Annotated in this window: 13 protein-coding genes; all 13 read left to right on the top strand. The window is 50.0% G+C overall.

Going from position 1 to position 16,216, the window contains the following annotated elements; translation table 11 throughout:
• Nucleotides 1-7: 7 nt before the first annotated feature.
• On the top strand, nt 8-1,498 hold the full coding sequence (locus DWZ40_RS01270) for a tripartite tricarboxylate transporter permease (RefSeq protein WP_118540329.1): 1,491 nt from the start codon (nt 8-10) through the stop codon (nt 1,496-1,498).
• A gap of 21 nt (nt 1,499-1,519) precedes the next feature.
• Nucleotides 1,520-2,356, top strand: coding sequence for an MBL fold metallo-hydrolase (locus DWZ40_RS01265; RefSeq protein ID WP_118540328.1), 837 nt, complete (start codon nt 1,520-1,522; stop codon nt 2,354-2,356).
• Between the two features lie 117 nt (nt 2,357-2,473).
• Complete coding sequence (locus DWZ40_RS01260) at nt 2,474-3,355, top strand: MBL fold metallo-hydrolase (protein WP_118540327.1); 882 nt, start codon at nt 2,474-2,476, stop codon at nt 3,353-3,355.
• 62 nt (nt 3,356-3,417) lie between these two features.
• The gene (locus DWZ40_RS01255; RefSeq protein WP_118540326.1) at nt 3,418-3,885 is read left to right on the top strand and encodes a hypothetical protein; all 468 of its coding nucleotides are present in this window, start codon (nt 3,418-3,420) and stop codon (nt 3,883-3,885) included.
• A gap of 188 nt (nt 3,886-4,073) precedes the next feature.
• Nucleotides 4,074-4,832: a lysophospholipid acyltransferase family protein gene (locus DWZ40_RS19330; RefSeq protein WP_182431580.1), complete on the top strand. Its 759-nt coding sequence runs from the start codon at nt 4,074-4,076 to the stop codon at nt 4,830-4,832.
• Nucleotides 4,833-4,835: 3 nt separating this feature from the next.
• Nucleotides 4,836-5,960, top strand: coding sequence for a prephenate dehydratase domain-containing protein (locus DWZ40_RS19325; RefSeq protein WP_347560019.1), 1,125 nt, complete (start codon nt 4,836-4,838; stop codon nt 5,958-5,960).
• Nucleotides 5,961-6,086: 126 nt separating this feature from the next.
• Nucleotides 6,087-7,646, top strand: a complete 1,560-nt coding sequence (locus DWZ40_RS01245; protein WP_243035146.1) for an exopolyphosphatase — start codon at nt 6,087-6,089, stop codon at nt 7,644-7,646.
• Nucleotides 7,647-7,649: 3 nt separating this feature from the next.
• Nucleotides 7,650-9,791, top strand: coding sequence for an RNA degradosome polyphosphate kinase (locus DWZ40_RS01240; protein WP_118540324.1), 2,142 nt, complete (start codon nt 7,650-7,652; stop codon nt 9,789-9,791).
• A gap of 262 nt (nt 9,792-10,053) precedes the next feature.
• On the top strand, nt 10,054-10,758 hold the full coding sequence (locus DWZ40_RS01235; protein WP_118540323.1) for a response regulator transcription factor: 705 nt from the start codon (nt 10,054-10,056) through the stop codon (nt 10,756-10,758).
• Nucleotides 10,748-11,896, top strand: coding sequence for a HAMP domain-containing sensor histidine kinase (locus tag DWZ40_RS01230; RefSeq protein WP_347560018.1), 1,149 nt, complete (start codon nt 10,748-10,750; stop codon nt 11,894-11,896). The genes DWZ40_RS01235 and DWZ40_RS01230 overlap by 11 nt, the downstream gene beginning before the upstream one ends.
• A gap of 3 nt (nt 11,897-11,899) precedes the next feature.
• Nucleotides 11,900-14,359, top strand: a complete 2,460-nt coding sequence (locus DWZ40_RS01225) for a hypothetical protein (RefSeq protein WP_118540322.1) — start codon at nt 11,900-11,902, stop codon at nt 14,357-14,359.
• Nucleotides 14,356-15,321: an ABC transporter ATP-binding protein gene (locus tag DWZ40_RS01220; protein ID WP_347560017.1), complete on the top strand. Its 966-nt coding sequence runs from the start codon at nt 14,356-14,358 to the stop codon at nt 15,319-15,321. Before DWZ40_RS01225 ends, DWZ40_RS01220 begins: the two co-directional genes overlap by 4 nt.
• Entirely contained in the window at nt 15,299-16,189 is an 891-nt protein-coding gene (locus tag DWZ40_RS01215; RefSeq protein ID WP_118540320.1) for an ABC transporter permease, read from the top strand. Before DWZ40_RS01220 ends, DWZ40_RS01215 begins: the two co-directional genes overlap by 23 nt.
• Nucleotides 16,190-16,216: the final 27 nt, after the last annotated feature.

Below are 16,216 nucleotides of genomic sequence, written 5' to 3'. Positions count from 1 at the left end.
AGAATTTATGATAGCTAATTTTCCCTATATCATTTCACAGCTGGCACAGCCCTTTAACATCCTTTTGATGATTGTGGGAACTGCAATCGGAATTATCTTCGGTGCAATTCCGGGTCTGTCCGGCACACTGGCAGTTATGTTGTTTATGCCGCTTACATACAGCATGAATTCCGGCACAGCAGTTATTTTCCTGCTTGCACTCTGGATCGGAGGATGTTCCGGTGCATTTATCGGTTCCGTTCTTCTTGGCATTCCTGGTTCTGCATCTGCAGTATCTACCTGTTGGGATGGTTACCCAATGAGCCAGCAGGGTAAATCGGGTAAAGCACTTGCAATTGGTATGTTTGCATCTTTCACCGGTACTTTCTTCAGCGCCATCATCGCATCGTTCTGCAGCGAGTTTGTAGCAGATGTGGCATTCTTAATGGGACCGTGGGAGTATTTCGCACTTTGTTTCGTAGCAATTACCATGGTACTTGCTATTTCCAAGGGCAATATGTTTAAAGGTCTTGCTTCTGCATGTATCGGTCTTCTGTTTGCATCTGTAGGATATTCTCCAATTGATGCAGCACCGCGTTTCGTATTTGATAATATGTACCTGATGAGTGGCCTTGGCATGACCATCGTATTAATCGGTGTATTCAGTGTCAGCACCATCGTAGTTGCTTACGCAAAAGGCTTCGGCGCACTGCCGGAGGTAGACACAAAGAGTGTGCGTGGTCTTGGTATTACCCTGGCAGAGTTTAAAGAGCAGATCGTGAATATCATCCGTTCTTTCCTGATTGGTCTTGGAATCGGTTTCCTTCCTGGCATGGGCTCTGGCCTTTCCAACCTGGTTGCTTATTCTTCCGCAAAGAATGCTTCCAAGGATCCGGATTCTTTCGGTAAAGGTAATCCGGCTGGTATCTGGGCTCCGGAGGTTGCAAACAACGCTTCCATCGGCGGAGCAATGATCCCAATGGCAGCACTTGGTATCCCGGGAGACTCCACCACTGCACTGTTAATTGGTGCCCTGACCATCCATGGCCTTGAGATGGGCCCGATGGTATTCAAAAACAGTGGTCATATCGTATATCTGATGTTTGCAACGGTTGCAGTTGTTGCATGTCTGGTACTGGTTATGCAGATTTTCGGTATCCGTCTGTTCCCGCAGATCTTAAAGATTCCGTATCATTACATGTATCCGGCACTGCTGATCATCTCTATGGTCAGTGCCTATGTTGATTCCGGAAGCCTGTACAAATGCGGCATGATGCTTGCATTCGCAGTTGTTGGTATCTTCATGGCTTATGCCGGTATGCCGACTGCTCCGCTGATCCTGGCATTCATTCTGGGACCGACTCTGGAGAGCAATATGTTAAAGGCATTCCAGTACACCGGAAGTGCAGCAACCTTCTTCACCAGACCGATTTCCTGCATCATGATGCTGATCGGTATCGGATGCGTATTTTCACCGATCATCCGTACCATTCTTGCAAAAACAAAAAAGGCAAAATAATAGTTAGTTAGGAGAAAAATTATGTCATTTCATTGTAGCCCGGCAATCCCACATCCGGTAGAAACTCTTGTACATGAGCCGTGGACACTGGCAATCAAGCCGTTTCAGGTATCTCCGAACACCTGGTATGTAGCAGGTCAGACTTGGGTTGGCTGCTATCTGATCGATACAGGCGATGGACTGATCCTGATCGACAGCGCAATTCCGGAGAGCACGTATCTGCTTGTAGATTCTATCTATGCACTGGGATACAAGCCGACTGATATTAAGAAAATCCTGATCAGCCATGCGCATTTCGATCACTGCGGAGCAGCAGCTGAAATGAAGGCGCTGACCGGAGCAAAGGTTTATATGTCCAAAGAGGACTATGTATTCATGAAGAGCTGTCCGGAGGAAACCATGATTCCGGATTCCGGCTCCCATGTACAGAACTTTGAACCGGATGAGTTCTATTCCGATGAGAAACCGGTAACCCTCGGAAACATCAGCGTCCAGACCATGCTGACTCCGGGACATACCATTGGCTGTACCAGCTTTTTCTGGAAAGAGAAGAACCCGGTAACCGGTGATGAGTATGTGGTTGCCATGCACGGTGGTGTCGGAGCGAATACCATGAACGATAAGTACTATGCGACCAGCAAGTACTTAACTCCGGCTCTTCGTGACCGCTTCTTTGAGGATGCAGAGAAGTTAAAGAAGATTCATGTAGATATTGCACTGCCGAGTCATCCGAACCAGATTGAGATCGTAGACAGAGCAGGACAGTATACCCATGAAAATCAGCCATATCTGGATGATACGGTATGGGCAGATTTTATCACGGAACGTGTACGTCAGGTGCGCGAACTGATGAAATAAGGAAGACGCGGCACAGGGAGGATTCTTTTGTGCCGCGTTTTTGGATTATAAGATGATAAGCAGAAGGTTTCGGTAAATCATTGCCGATGCAGCTTACAATAGAGAGAGGAGATTATCATGAGCATTGTAAAAGATTATGAAAACTATCTTGCAAAAAGAGCAGAATTTGAAAAGAACCCGATGTCCAAATACTGGACGAAGCAGACGGAGCGTTATATGGAGCCGTTTCGTATGTTCGGAAATGTTTATTATGTAGGAGACAGCTGGGTATGTGTGCATCTGATCGATACCGGGGACGGACTTCTTTTGATCGATGCCGGAAACTGCGGCAATACCGCCATGCTGATCCATTCCATCTGGAAAGCTGGTTTTGATCCGGCTGATGTGAAGTGGATCCTGCTTTCCCACGGCCATGTCGATCATGTTGGCGGCGCAAAATTTATGCGCGATATGTTCGGCACAAAGATTTATATGGGCGAACCGGATGCGATTATGTACCGCGAACATCCGGAAAAATCCTTTATCCAGGACAGCCCGGACCTTGTGGATGCTCCGTGTGAACCGGATGGTGTGATCCGCGATGGCGATGAGATGACCTTTGGCAATGTCACCATGAAGTTTTACCTGGTACCGGGACACACCGAAGGATGCATCGCAATCTTCTTTGATGTGACGGAAGGAGACCGTACCGTGCGTGCAGGATATTATGGTGGTTTCGGCTTCAATACCCTGGCAACCGATTATCTGACTGAGATCGGGGATCCGAAGTGCCATATGCGCGAGGTTTATCTGGAATCCCTCAAAAAAGTGCGGAACGAGCATGTGGATTTCTTCTTAGGAAACCACTGCATTAACAATCACATGCCGGAAAAACTGGAAGCGATCAAAAACGGAGCGGATCGCACCGTATGGATCGATCCGGAAGAGTGGGGACGTTATCTGGATGAGAAGCGTGATGCACTGCTGAAATTCATGAAAGAAAACCCGGCCGCAGAATAAGAAATAAAAAAACAGGAAATCTGAACGGAATAAAATGCAGGAAAAAACGTTATATTAATCGTATGAACACATTAAAACGATTTCTATTTCATTTTTTCCTGTGTGGGGTTACCGGCTGGTGCCTGGAAGTGATCTTTACTTCCACCGAGTCCATTCTTGCCCATGACTGGCGGCTGATGGGGCAGACCTCGCTTCTGATGTTTCCGATTTATGGCTGCGGGGCTGTTCTGGCACCGATCGGCAGACTGGTTGACCGCTGGATCGGTGACGGACCGCTTAGTCCGGCGGACTGGATCATCCGGCATGGTCTGTTGTATATGGTACTTATTTTCACGGCAGAGTATCTGTCCGGTGCTTTTTTACAGTCGAAAGGAATCTGCCCCTGGGACTACACGGGGTATCAGACGAGTGTGAATGGTCTGATCCGTCTGGATTTTGCGCCGCTGTGGTTTCTGGCAGGACTTTTATTTGAACGGATCTCCATGATCCGGAGCAGATGTCTGCCCGGGCGGAAACAAAGGGAAAGCTGAGGCACCTGCCCGCCGGATGGCTGTGTGGACACGCTTGCGGAAATTGCGTCATACTTTACAAAGCAATGAAAAAAAGAGAGGCGAATGACTTGTTTTTGCCTCTCTTTTTTTATATACTGGAATCTACGGTATAAATCTAAAAAATGGAGCAGTGGAAAAAATAAGCTGCGAGACAAATGAGGTGTGGGATGATACGAGTAATACTGATTCTCCTGGTAGTTGTGGTATTTCTCCTGGTGAGCGCACTGCCGCTTCTGATCGGAGAAAAATATGTTTGGAAGAACAACGAAAACCGCCAGAAAGAATATGCGTTAAAGGTAGTGAAGCAGATTTTTCATATGATTTTCCGGTTGACCGGTTCTACGTTAACGGTAAAAGGATTTGAAAACATTCCGGATAAGCCGGTGCTTTATGTGGGAAACCACAGAAGCTACTTTGATATTGTGAGCGGCTATATTGTTGTGCCGGGGCAGACTGGCTTTGTGGCAAAAAAAGAAATGGAAAAGATTCCGCTTTTGCGTGACTGGATGCGCAACGTGAACTGTCTGTTCCTGGATCGTAAGGACATCAAAGCAGGTTTAAAGACGATCCTGGAAGGAATTGAAAAGGTAAAAGACGGTTCCTCCATGTGGATCTTTCCGGAGGGAACCCGCTGCAAGGCAGAGGATCCGACGGAACTTCTGGATTTTAAAGAAGGAAGCTTGAAGATTGCGGAGAAGTCCGGCTGTCCGGTCGTTCCGGTAGCCATTACCGGTACTGCTGAGATTCTGGAACAGCATTTCCCGTTTATCCGCCCGTCTCATGTGACGATGGAATTTGGAGAGCCATTTTACATCAAAGAACTCCCAGCGGAGGACCGGAAACGTGCCGGTGCATACACCGAGGCAAAAATCAAAGAAATGCTGGTAAGAGAGCAGGAAGAACGCCGGCAGATGCGGAGGGGATAAATCGTGGATTTAACGAAGTACAGAATGCAATTAGATGAAGTTGATAAAGAAATTGTAGAGTTGTTTGAAAAACGCATGGAAATCTGTGGGAAAGTGGCAGAAACCAAGATCGCTTCCGGCATGGCGGTATACGATGCAGAGCGGGAAAAACAGAAGCTGGCTGCGGTGAGTGCCATGGCAAACAGCGAATTTAACCAGATCGCGGTGCATGAACTGTTTTCCCAGATGATGACCATCAGCCGGAAATACCAGTATTCCATTCTGGCGCAGCACGGTGTGGGGACCAAGCTGGGCTTTGACTGCCTGGATAAGCTTCCCATGGAAGGCGTTCGTGTGGTCTACCAGGGCGTGGAAGGTGCCTACAGCCACGCTGCGGCGATCAAGTATTTTGGGGAACATGCCAATATGTACCATGTACCGCAGTTTGAGGATGCGGTGCGGGAAGTCCAGCTGGGCAATGCGGATTATGCGGTTATGCCGATTGAAAATTCATCGGCTGGAGCGGTGGTCAATATGTATGATCTGCTGACCCGCTATGACAATTACATTGTGGCAGAGACGTTTGTCCCGGTCAATCATGTGCTGCTTGGCGTGCCTGGAGCGAAGCTTTCCGATATTAAGACGGTGTATTCCCATCCACAGGCACTGATGCAGTGTTCGGAGTTTTTGAATGATAATGGGTTAAAGCAGATCAGCGTGGAAAACACGGCGGTAGCTGCAAAGCGCGTCATTGCGGAGGGGGACAAGACCCAGGCGGCGATAGCCAGCGAGATCGCAGGAAAACTTTACGGATTAGAGCCGTTAAAGATGGCCATTCAGAACAATCATGGCAATACGACCCGGTTTATCATTCTGACAAACCGGAAAGTTTATTGTAAGAATGCAGGAAAGGTCAGCATCTGCTTTGAACTTCCGCACACCAGCGGTTCCCTGTTCAACATGCTGGGACATTTTATCTTCAACCATGTCAACATGATGATGATCGAGTCCCGGCCAGTCCCGGGGAAAAACTGGGAGTATCGTTTCTTTGTAGACATTGAGGGAAGCCTGCAGGATGCAGGTGTGGCAAATGCACTGCGCGGAATCGGCGCGGAGGCATTGAATTTTAAGATCCTTGGCAATTACTAATGCATAACGGTTCGGTAAAACCGCACGAGGCAGTGCGGATTTGCCGGGCCGTTCTGCGCATTTGGAAGGTTTGCCTGGAAGCAGAAATGGATGGTGTGTGCGTTTTCGGGCAGGGAAGGAGAGCTTATGGTACGGACATTTGCAGCAATCGATGTCGGTTCTTTTGAACTGGAACTGGGCATCTATGAAATTACAGAAAAAGGGGTGATCCGTTCGGTCGATCAGGTAAAGCATATGATCGCACTCGGCAAGGACACCTACAACACTGGAAAGATCAGCTATCGCCTGGTAGAGGAAATGTGCCAGGTTTTAAAGGATTTTGTGCAGATCATGAAGGAGTATCAGGTGAAGGAATACCGGGCTTATGCGACCAGCGCCATGCGGGAGGCAAGAAACAGTCAGATCGTGCTGGAACAGCTCCGGGTCCGGACCGGTGTGGACGTAAAGATCATCAGCAACTCGGAGCAGCGTTTTATCAGCTACAAGGCGATCGCTGCAAAGGATGCGGAATTCCAGAAAAACATCCAGCGCGGAACTGCCATCGTGGATGTTGGTTTTGGAAGCATGCAGGCATCCCTGTTTGATAAAGACGCGCTGGTTTCCACCCAGAACCTGCCGCTCGGTGTGCTGCGCCTGCGGGAGCTGATCGCGCATGAGAAGCTCACTCAGCAGGGGGCACAGAACCTGATCGCAGAACTGATCGACAATGAACTGGTTACTTACCGGAAAATGTATTTAAAAGACCGTGAGGTGAAAAATCTGATCGCAATTGGGGAACCGATCCTTCCTCTTTACTATAAGATGGATGGCGGAAAGCGCTCCGAGCAGATTACGATTCAGGACTTCAACCAGTTTTATGAGCGGTTAAAGGGCATGACCCTGGCTCAGGCGGAAGATTTTTTTGATGTAAACGAGGAATACGCAAGCCTTCTGTTCCCGGCAGCAGCCATCTACAAGCGGATGCTGGAGATCACGGGGGCGGAGCTTATGTGGGTACCGGGCATCCGCATGACGGATGGCATGGCTGCCGAATATGCGGAGGACAAAAAACTGATCCGCTTTAACCATAGCTTTGAAAATGATATTATCGTGACATCCCGCAATATGGCAAAGCGTTATAAGTGCCATATGCCGCATATCCAGAATGTGGAAGAGGCTGCGCTGAAGGTATTTGACAGCTTAAAGAAATACCATGGTCTGGGACAGCGGGAACGCCTGCTTTTGCAGATCGCGGCAAATTTACATTCCTGCGGCAAGTTTGTTACCATGCGCGGCTCTACAGACTGTGGTTACAATATCATTATGGCGACTGAGATCATTGGTCTGTCGCATGTGGAGCGGGAAATTGTGGCGAATGTAGTAAAGTACCACCAGCAGAAATTCCGCTATAACGAGGTGGAGGTATCCGAGAAGCTATCCCGTGACAGCCGCCTGGTTTCCACGGAAGATCTTTCTATTGTAATTGCAAAGCTGACCGCCATTTTGCGGCTTGCCAATTCCATGGACCGTGGGCATGCGGGAAAACTGAAGGACTGCCGTCTGAACGTAAAAGATGGTCAGCTTCTGATTCAGACAGAATGTGCAGCAGATGTAACACTGGAATCCATATCGATTGCGGATAAGGGAGATTTCTTTGAAGAGATTTTTGGAATCCGTCCGGTTTTAAGACAAAAAAGGAGAGTGTAGGCCATGGCAGAGATTGATGAAAAATATCTGAAACCTGAAAATTATGTAAACCGTGAGCTGAGCTGGCTGGAATTCGATTTCCGGATTCTGGGCGAGGCGAGGGACAAGTCCATTCCACTGTTTGAGCGGTTGAAGTTCTTAAGTATTACCGCTTCCAACCTGGATGAATTTTTCATGGTGCGTGTGGCATCCTTAAAGGATATGGTCCATGCAAAATATAAGAAAACCGACATTGCCGGGCTGAAGGCAGAGCAGCAGCTGGAACTGATCGGGGCAAGAACGCATGAACTGGTGAATCTTCAGTATTCCACCTACAACCGCTCTCTTCTGGCTGCGTTAAAGCAGCAGGGACTGCAGGTCATCTGCGAGCATGAGGAGTTGTCTGAAAAGGACGGGGCCTTTGTGGATCAGTTTTTCCGGGAAGATGTATACCCGGTGCTGACCCCGATGGCAGTCGATTCTTCGCGTCCGTTCCCGCTCATCCGCAACAAATCCTTAAACATTGCGGCTCTGGTCCAGAAGAAGGACAGTGAGGAAGAGGAACTGGAATTTGCCATGGTGCAGGTACCGTCTGTGCTGCCGCGTATTGTGGAACTTCCGGAAGGCGCAGATGGAGAACGCCGCGTCATTCTCCTGGAAGAGATCATCGAGCGCAACATGAAAGATCTGTTCTTAAATTACAACATTGTCAGTGCCCATCCGTTCCGGATCATGCGAAATGCGGACTTTACGTTGGATGAAGAAGAGGCTGAGGACCTGCTGGAAGAGATCCAGAAGCAGTTAAAGAAACGCCAGTGGGGCGAAGTCATCCGCCTGGAAGTGGAAGAAAAGGTGGACAGGCGCCTGCTTAAGATCTTAAAGCGGGAGCTCGCAGTCAGCAATGAGGACATTTACGAGATCAGCGGTCCGCTGGATCTGACATTCCTTATGAAAATGTACGGCATGAGTGGATTTGACAGCTTAAAGGCACCGTCCTATACTCCGCAGCCGGTACCGGCCTTCATGAATGACGACGATATCTTTACGAATATCCGCAAGGGCGATATTCTCCTGCATCATCCATACCAGACCTTTGATCCGGTTGTAGAACTGGTACAGAAGGCTGCAAAGGACCCGGATGTGCTGGCAATCAAGCAGACACTTTACCGTGTCAGCGGTCATTCTCCGATCGTGGCAGCTTTGGCAGAGGCAGCAGAAAATGGCAAGCAGGTATCGGTTCTGGTAGAGTTAAAGGCGCGGTTCGATGAGGAAAACAACATCAACTGGGCAAAGAAATTAGAGAAGGCCGGCTGCCATGTGATCTATGGTCTGGTTGGCTTAAAAACACACTGCAAGATCACGCTGGTGGTACGCCGTGAGGAAGATGGCATCCGCCGTTATGTCCATCTGGGAACCGGAAACTACAACGATTCCACTGCAAAGCTTTACACGGACTGTGGTCTTATGACCTGCCATCCGCTGATCGGGGAAGATGCAACGGCAGTCTTTAACATGCTGTCCGGCTATTCTGAGCCGCCGACCTGGAACCGCCTGATCCTGGCACCGCTGTGGCTGCGCAACCGCTGCGTCCGCATGATCCGCAGGGAAACTGCCCGCGCACGGGAAGGCAAACCAGCGCACATCATGGCGAAGATGAATTCCCTCTGCGACCGCGAGATCATTGCCTGCCTGTATGAGGCATCCTGTGCCGGTGTGAAGATCGAGCTGGTTGTCCGTGGTATCTGCTGTCTGAAAGCAGGCGTGCCGGGCTTAAGCGAAAATATTACGGTACATTCCATCGTAGGCAATTTCCTGGAGCACGCCCGGATCTTCTATTTTGAGAACGGCGGAAGCCCGGAGGTTTACATGGGAAGCGCCGACTGGATGCCGCGTAACTTAGACAAGCGTGTCGAGATCATGTTCCCGGTGGAGGATCCGGTATTAAAAGAGCAGGTGATCCACATCCTGAAGGTGCAGCTGGAGGATAATGTCAAGGCTCACATCCTGCAGCCGGACGGCACTTACGAAAAGATCGACAAGCGGGGCAAAGTTCTTGTAACCGCGCAGGAGCAGTTCTGCGAGGAGGCAATCGCCATGGCAAAGGCAGCTGTAAAACAGGACGATGTGCACAATACCCGGGTATTTGTGCCGGCAGAAAGCCACTAAGAAATTGCAGATAAAAACGAGAGTCATAGAAAGCTAGAAAGCATAGAAAGGAATGCGACCACAGGAAGGTGCATTCCTTTTTGTGTTGTTTTTCCTCTTCTTTCCGGAAATGTAATAAAAAAGTAAGGCAGTAAGACCTGATTTATGGTACACTTAAGCTTAGGAAAGTATGTTGCTGCTGGCATTTGCCTGAGCAGCAGCAGGGACCGGCATAACTGCAGGGGTTCCCGAATAACGATAGATACACGAGGAGGAATCAGTTATGACAGAAACCAACATTCTGGTAGTGGACGATGAACAGGAAATCGCCGATCTGGTGGAAATCTACCTGGTCAGCGACGGATATAAGGTATTTAAGGCATCCAATGCCCAGGAAGGACTTGACATTCTGGATAAGGAGGACATTCACCTCTGCCTTCTGGATATCATGATGCCGGGCATGAATGGCCTGGAAATGTGCAAAAAGATCCGGGAGACCAACAATATCCCGATCATCATGCTGAGTGCGAAATCCACGGATCTCGACAAAATCCTGGGACTTGGAACCGGCGCCGATGACTACGTGGTAAAACCGTTTAACCCGCTGGAACTGACGGCCCGGGTAAAATCCCAGCTGCGCCGTTATACCCAGTTAAACCCAAACAGCAATGTGCATGAGGCTGCAAAGAACGAGATCAGCATCCGCGGTCTCACGATCAACAAGGACAATCACAAGGTAACCGTTTACGATGAGGAAGTAAAACTGACCCCGATTGAGTTTGATATTCTGTATCTTCTGGCATCCAATCCGGGCAAGGTCTTCAGTACTGACGAGATCTTCGAGAAGGTCTGGAATGAGAAGGTTTACGAGGCAAACAACACGGTTATGGTACATATCCGCCGTCTCCGCGGCAAAATGAAAGAAGACGAGCGTCAGGACAAGATCATCACCACAGTGTGGGGGGTAGGATACAAAATTGAAAAATAACGGCAGAAAAACCGATCTGAGCCACCGTTACCATACGCGGGTCATCACCAATATCATCTACAGTACCCTGGTGGCCTGCCTGATCGATCTGTTTCTGGTTACAAACCTGACGATGCTGGCGGAGTATGCACAGCGTTCAGAACAGTCCAGTGCCCTGTTAAATATGGTCAGACAGTCGGACGTGGTAGTTATCCTGGTTTATGTGCTGATCGGCATTCTGGCTTTTTCAATCACGTTTCTGCTTTTACAGGAAAAGTCAGCGGCATATATCGGGCGGATTTCCGATGCAGTAGAACGAATTTCCGAAGGAGACTTAAATACGCAGGTGGAAGTGGTCGGGGACGATGAATTTTCTTCCATGGCATCGAATCTGAACAAGATGGTGGAAGATATCCGCCGGCTGATGGACAAGGAGCGGGAGTCGGAGCGCACAAAAAACGAGCTGATCACCAATGTTGCCCATGACCTGCGCACACCGCTTACGTCCATCATTGGATATCTGGAGCTTTTATCCGGACAGGTGGTTTTGCCGCCGGATATGCAGAAAAAATACATAGATATTGCTTACAGCAAGGCAAAGCGCCTGGAAAAGCTGATCGAGGACCTGTTTGGTTTTACCAAGATGAATTACGGAAAGCTGGCCATGCATGTGTCGAAGGTGGATATCGTCAAGCTTTTAGGGCAGCTTCTGGAGGAATCGTACCCGAATTTTGCCAACAAAGGGCTTTCCTATGAGCTTCAGAGCAATGTACCGGTGAAGATCATCACGGCAGATGGAAATCTTTTGGCGCGCCTGTTTGACAACCTCATTAACAATGCCATCAAGTACGGCGCTGAAGGAAAACGGGTGACGGTGAAGGTGACGGCAGAGGCGGATACCGTACAGGTTTCCGTTGCGAACTATGGCTATGTGATCCCGGCAGAGGAGCTTCCGCTGATCTTTGACAAGTTCTACCGGGTAGAACAGTCCCGCTCGACCCATACCGGGGGAACTGGTCTGGGCCTTGCCATTGTAAAGAATATCGTAGATATGCACGGCGGAACCATCACGGTAAAAAGCGATTTAAACGGCACCGTGTTTACGGTAACGCTGCAGGTAAATTTTGATGTAGAGAAAGAACATTTCGGAGAACGGTAAAACATGACAAACGATCGAATTTTAAAACTCCGGACAGTCAGACCATTAAAAAAAGCCGCCGTTGCAGTTTTGACGGCCGGCTTTCTTAGCGGTCTGGCTTTTTGCGCTCCGGCCTGGGCACAGGAAGATCCGGTAAGTATGGATATCAACTATGGCTATGAGGACAGTGCCAAAGGAGGGCGTTACCTTCCGGTGTACGTTAGCATAGGAAATAACCAGGAAATCCCGGTGGATGGGACCCTGGAGATCAAGACCAGGGAGTCGGATGAAACGGTCTACCGTTACGATTACCATGTCAGCGTGGAAGCAGGAGCGCGTGCTGAGGAATGCTATTATATCCCACTTGGGACGGCAGCCGATGAGCTGGTACTCTCCCTGGTCGATGCATCTGAGACCGTACTCTTAAACCGTAAGGTGAAGCTGAATGTCAGCCGGGATGTCCCGGAATTGTTTGTCGGTATCTTATCCGATAATCCATGGGAACTGCATTACTTAAACGGAGTCGGCGTCAATTACAGTACGCTGCGGACCAGGACTTTTGAGCTTGACGGCGCAGAGTTCCCGGAAGATGAAGTCGGACTCAGCCAGTTCGATGTACTGGTTGTGAACGATTATAAACTCAGGGATCTTTCTGCCGGTCAGACATCGGCGATCATGAACTGGGTTCAGAATGGCGGCGTGCTGATTTTGGGAACCGGGGACCGGGTAGATGATACCCTGGGGCGCTTTGCACCGGAGCTTCTGGACGATTCCTATGGCACACCGAATATCACACATATCAATCTGGCAGAAGATTTTACCGCGGTGAATGAGCCGGGCGCCGGGATGCTGGCGATATCCTGTGTGGATGTACCGCTTCACGGCGGCAACGTCATTCTCTCCAGCAATGGCTTCCCGCTTCTGACTGCGGCAGCAAAAGAGCAGGGTATGGTTGCCGTGGCGGCCTTTGACCTGGGCGATATTGCAGAATTTTGCGAAAAACAGACCTCCTATGTGGACTATCTGTTTACGAACCTTTTGGGCGAAGAGCGGATCAATCAGCTGGCGGAGGTTGTATACAGCGGAAATTCCGGCCGTTTCTGGTCGGTTCAGGGACTGATCAACACCGGAGATGTGGATAAGCTCCCGAACCTCTGGCTGTATGTGGGGATAACCGGTCTGTACCTGATCATTCTCGGACCGGGTTTATACCTGTTTTTGCGCAGCCGCGGCCTTCAGAATCTGTACCGGAAGGGCGTGGTGATCGTGGCAGTGGCATTTTCCGGTCTGGTATATGTGCTGGGAATGCCGACCCGTTTCCGCTCCACCTTCTATACCTATGCAACGATTCAGGATGTAACCGATGATTATGTCACCGATACGACTTACATCAATATCCGGAATCCTTACAACCGTCCTTACACGGTAGAACTCGATCCGGGGTACCGTCTGCTTCCGATCACCAGGAGCAGCCAGTACACCGTGGGCGCAGAGTCACTGGATGTCGACGAACCGTACCAGATCGCGATCCGTACCGGGGAAGATGCCCTGACAGTGAAGGGGCAGAATATTTCCGCCTTTACGCCGCGCTATTTCCGTATGGAACGCCGCACAGAAAATACGGATCAGGTAGGAATCACGGGGGAAGTTGATTACTTTGAGGGGCAGATCCAGGGCAGACTGACCAACCGCTTTCCTTATCCGATTGAGAACGCAACGCTGATTTTGTATGGCAATATGGTGCAGATCGGACGCATGGAGCCGGGCGAAACGAAAAAACTGGAGGATTACAAGCTGCTTCGTTATCCGCTGGGTGATTCTTATCTGGCAGCAGAACGCATTTCCGAAGAGGATACCTATGCGGCGGCTGATATCCGGAACAAGAGTTATATGCTGGCCGTGGAGCGCTCGAACCTGACCCGCTTTTACCTGGATAACTATTTAAACGGTTATACCGCCGACGCGCGCGTGATCGCTTTCAGCACCCAGAAAGAGGAAAGCCAGTTCCTGAAAAATCCGTCGGAGGAGACGTACGGGATTACCATGCTGACGCAGACGGTACCGGTCAACGCGTCCAGGGACCGTTCCATCTACCGCTCTGTGCTGATGAAAACGCCGAAGGTGACGGGGGGAAGCTATGATGCGGAGACGAATTCCATGAGCGGAGCAGAGCCGCTGACCCTGGAATACCAGTTTGGAACCGATATCGAAGTGGAAAGCCTGACATTTGAGACTGTTTCGGAAGAATTTTCGGATACTGGAAATGGAAGTCTGAGCCGGATCTTTACCGGAAGCATTTATTTCTATAACTATGGAACCGGCAATTTCGACAAGATGGAGTTAGAAGGAAAGACGCTGAATGTGGAGCAGTTAAAGCCGTACCTTTCTCCGGGCAATACGTTAACGGTACGTTATGCCTACAATGGCGGAGGCTACGATGCGATCCAGCTTCCGATGCCGATGGTGGCAGGGAGGGAACGATGATGCTGAAGATTCAGGGATTACATAAAAAATATGGAAATTATCATGCCTTAGACGGACTTAGCATGGAACTCCGGGACGGCGTCCTGTTTGGATTCGTAGGACCAAACGGCGCCGGAAAGACTACCACGATCAAGATCATGACAGGGCTTTTAAAACCGGATCAGGGAACGGTCACGTTAGATGGCAGGGATGTGCTTGCAGATGCCGTGACTTTGCGGACCAGAATCGGCTATGTACCGGATCATTTTGGAATGTATGACAATTTAAAGGTCTCCGAATATATGGAGTTTTTTGCCTCCTGCTATCATCTGGAAGGATTTGAGGCGAGAAAACGCTCCCGCAATCTGCTGGAACAGGTAGGACTGGGCGATAAGCTGAATGCATTCGTGGATGGTCTTTCCCGCGGCATGCAGCAGAGACTCTGCCTTGCCCGTGCCCTGATCCACGATCCGGAGCTTTTGATCATGGATGAGCCGACGGCCGGACTGGATCCGCGGACGCATCTGGAGTTTCGCCAGATGGTCTGGGAACTTCACGAACAGGGAAAGACCATTCTCTTAAGTTCCCACAACCTGGCAGAACTTTCTGAACTGTGCACCGATATCGGGATCATCGATTCCGGAAAAATGGTGCTGTCCGGCAGTATGGATGAAATTATGGAGCGGATCTATACCTCCAAACAGATCATGATCCGCGTGCAGGGACAGATGGAAAAGGCAATTGCTTTCCTGAAAGACAACCCGCTGGTCCGTACCATAACCATCTGCGAGAAAGACATTATGGTGGGCTTTACCGGGGACGAACAGATGGAAAGTGAATTATTAAAGCAGATGATCGAAGCCGGCATTCCGGTGTGCGGCTTTGCGCGCGAGCCGGGCAGTCTGGAATCCATCTTCATGCAGATCACGGATCATAATAAGGAAAAGGTGGTGTTGTCCTATGAAGACGAATCCGGTCTATAAGCGGGAATGCATGGTGAGTGCCCGGAGCTTTAAGCTGGCGCTGGTGCTTTTGGTCTTTAATGGAATTCTGGCATTGGTGGCACTCTTAAATATGTATTCGGCGCTGACCCAGGTCCGCCTGACTGCAGAGGTGCAGTATACCGGATTTCTGGACCTCTACATGTTTGTGGCGGCACTGGAATTTCTGATGCTGATCCTGATCATGCCAGCGGTGACCGCGGGAAGCATCAGCGGGGAGCGGGAGCGCCAGACACTGGATCTGATTCTGACGACCTGCATGACACCGGCGGATATTGTGCTTGGAAAGCTGGAGGCAGCGCTTGGAACCATGTTTCTGATGGTGGTGTCCAGCCTTCCGGTCCTTGCCATGGTCTTTGTGTATGGCGGGGTACTTTTTTCGGATCTGATCCTGCTCTTATGCTGCTTCTTTGCAGCAGCTGTTTTTATGGGAAGCATTGGTCTGTGCTGTTCTGCGCTGTTTGGTCGTACGACTGCAGCGACTGTGGCAGCCTACGCTGTGACGGCTGTGCTGACAGCCGGGACTTACGGCTTCAATTTCCTGGCAGTATATATGAAACAGATGCATATGGGAGCTTATCTGACAGCCGCTGCTTCCGGCAGCGTATCGGGTGGTTCGGGTCCTCTTTTGTATATCCTGCTTGTGAATCCCATTGCAACCTTTGCACAGGTCATCGGCCGTCTGACCGCCGGGAACCAGAACTGGGTCCAGGTAGGAACCTGGTTCGGCAATCAGGCAAAGGGAACGCTCATAACGCACTGGATGGGAATCAGCATGGGGATCCAGATGTGTCTTGCGGTGCTGCTTGTATACTGCGCCGTGCGGGCCGTGGAGAGGAGCAGATCTTAAGTCCGAAAGCCCCCGCCCCGCCATGCG

It is taken from the genome of Clostridium sp. AF32-12BH (assembly GCF_003477935.1).
GTDB lineage: Bacteria > Bacillota > Clostridia > Lachnospirales > Lachnospiraceae > Brotaphodocola.
Note: the sequence above shows the minus strand (reverse complement) of the source record. Positions and strands in the feature narration are given on the sequence as shown.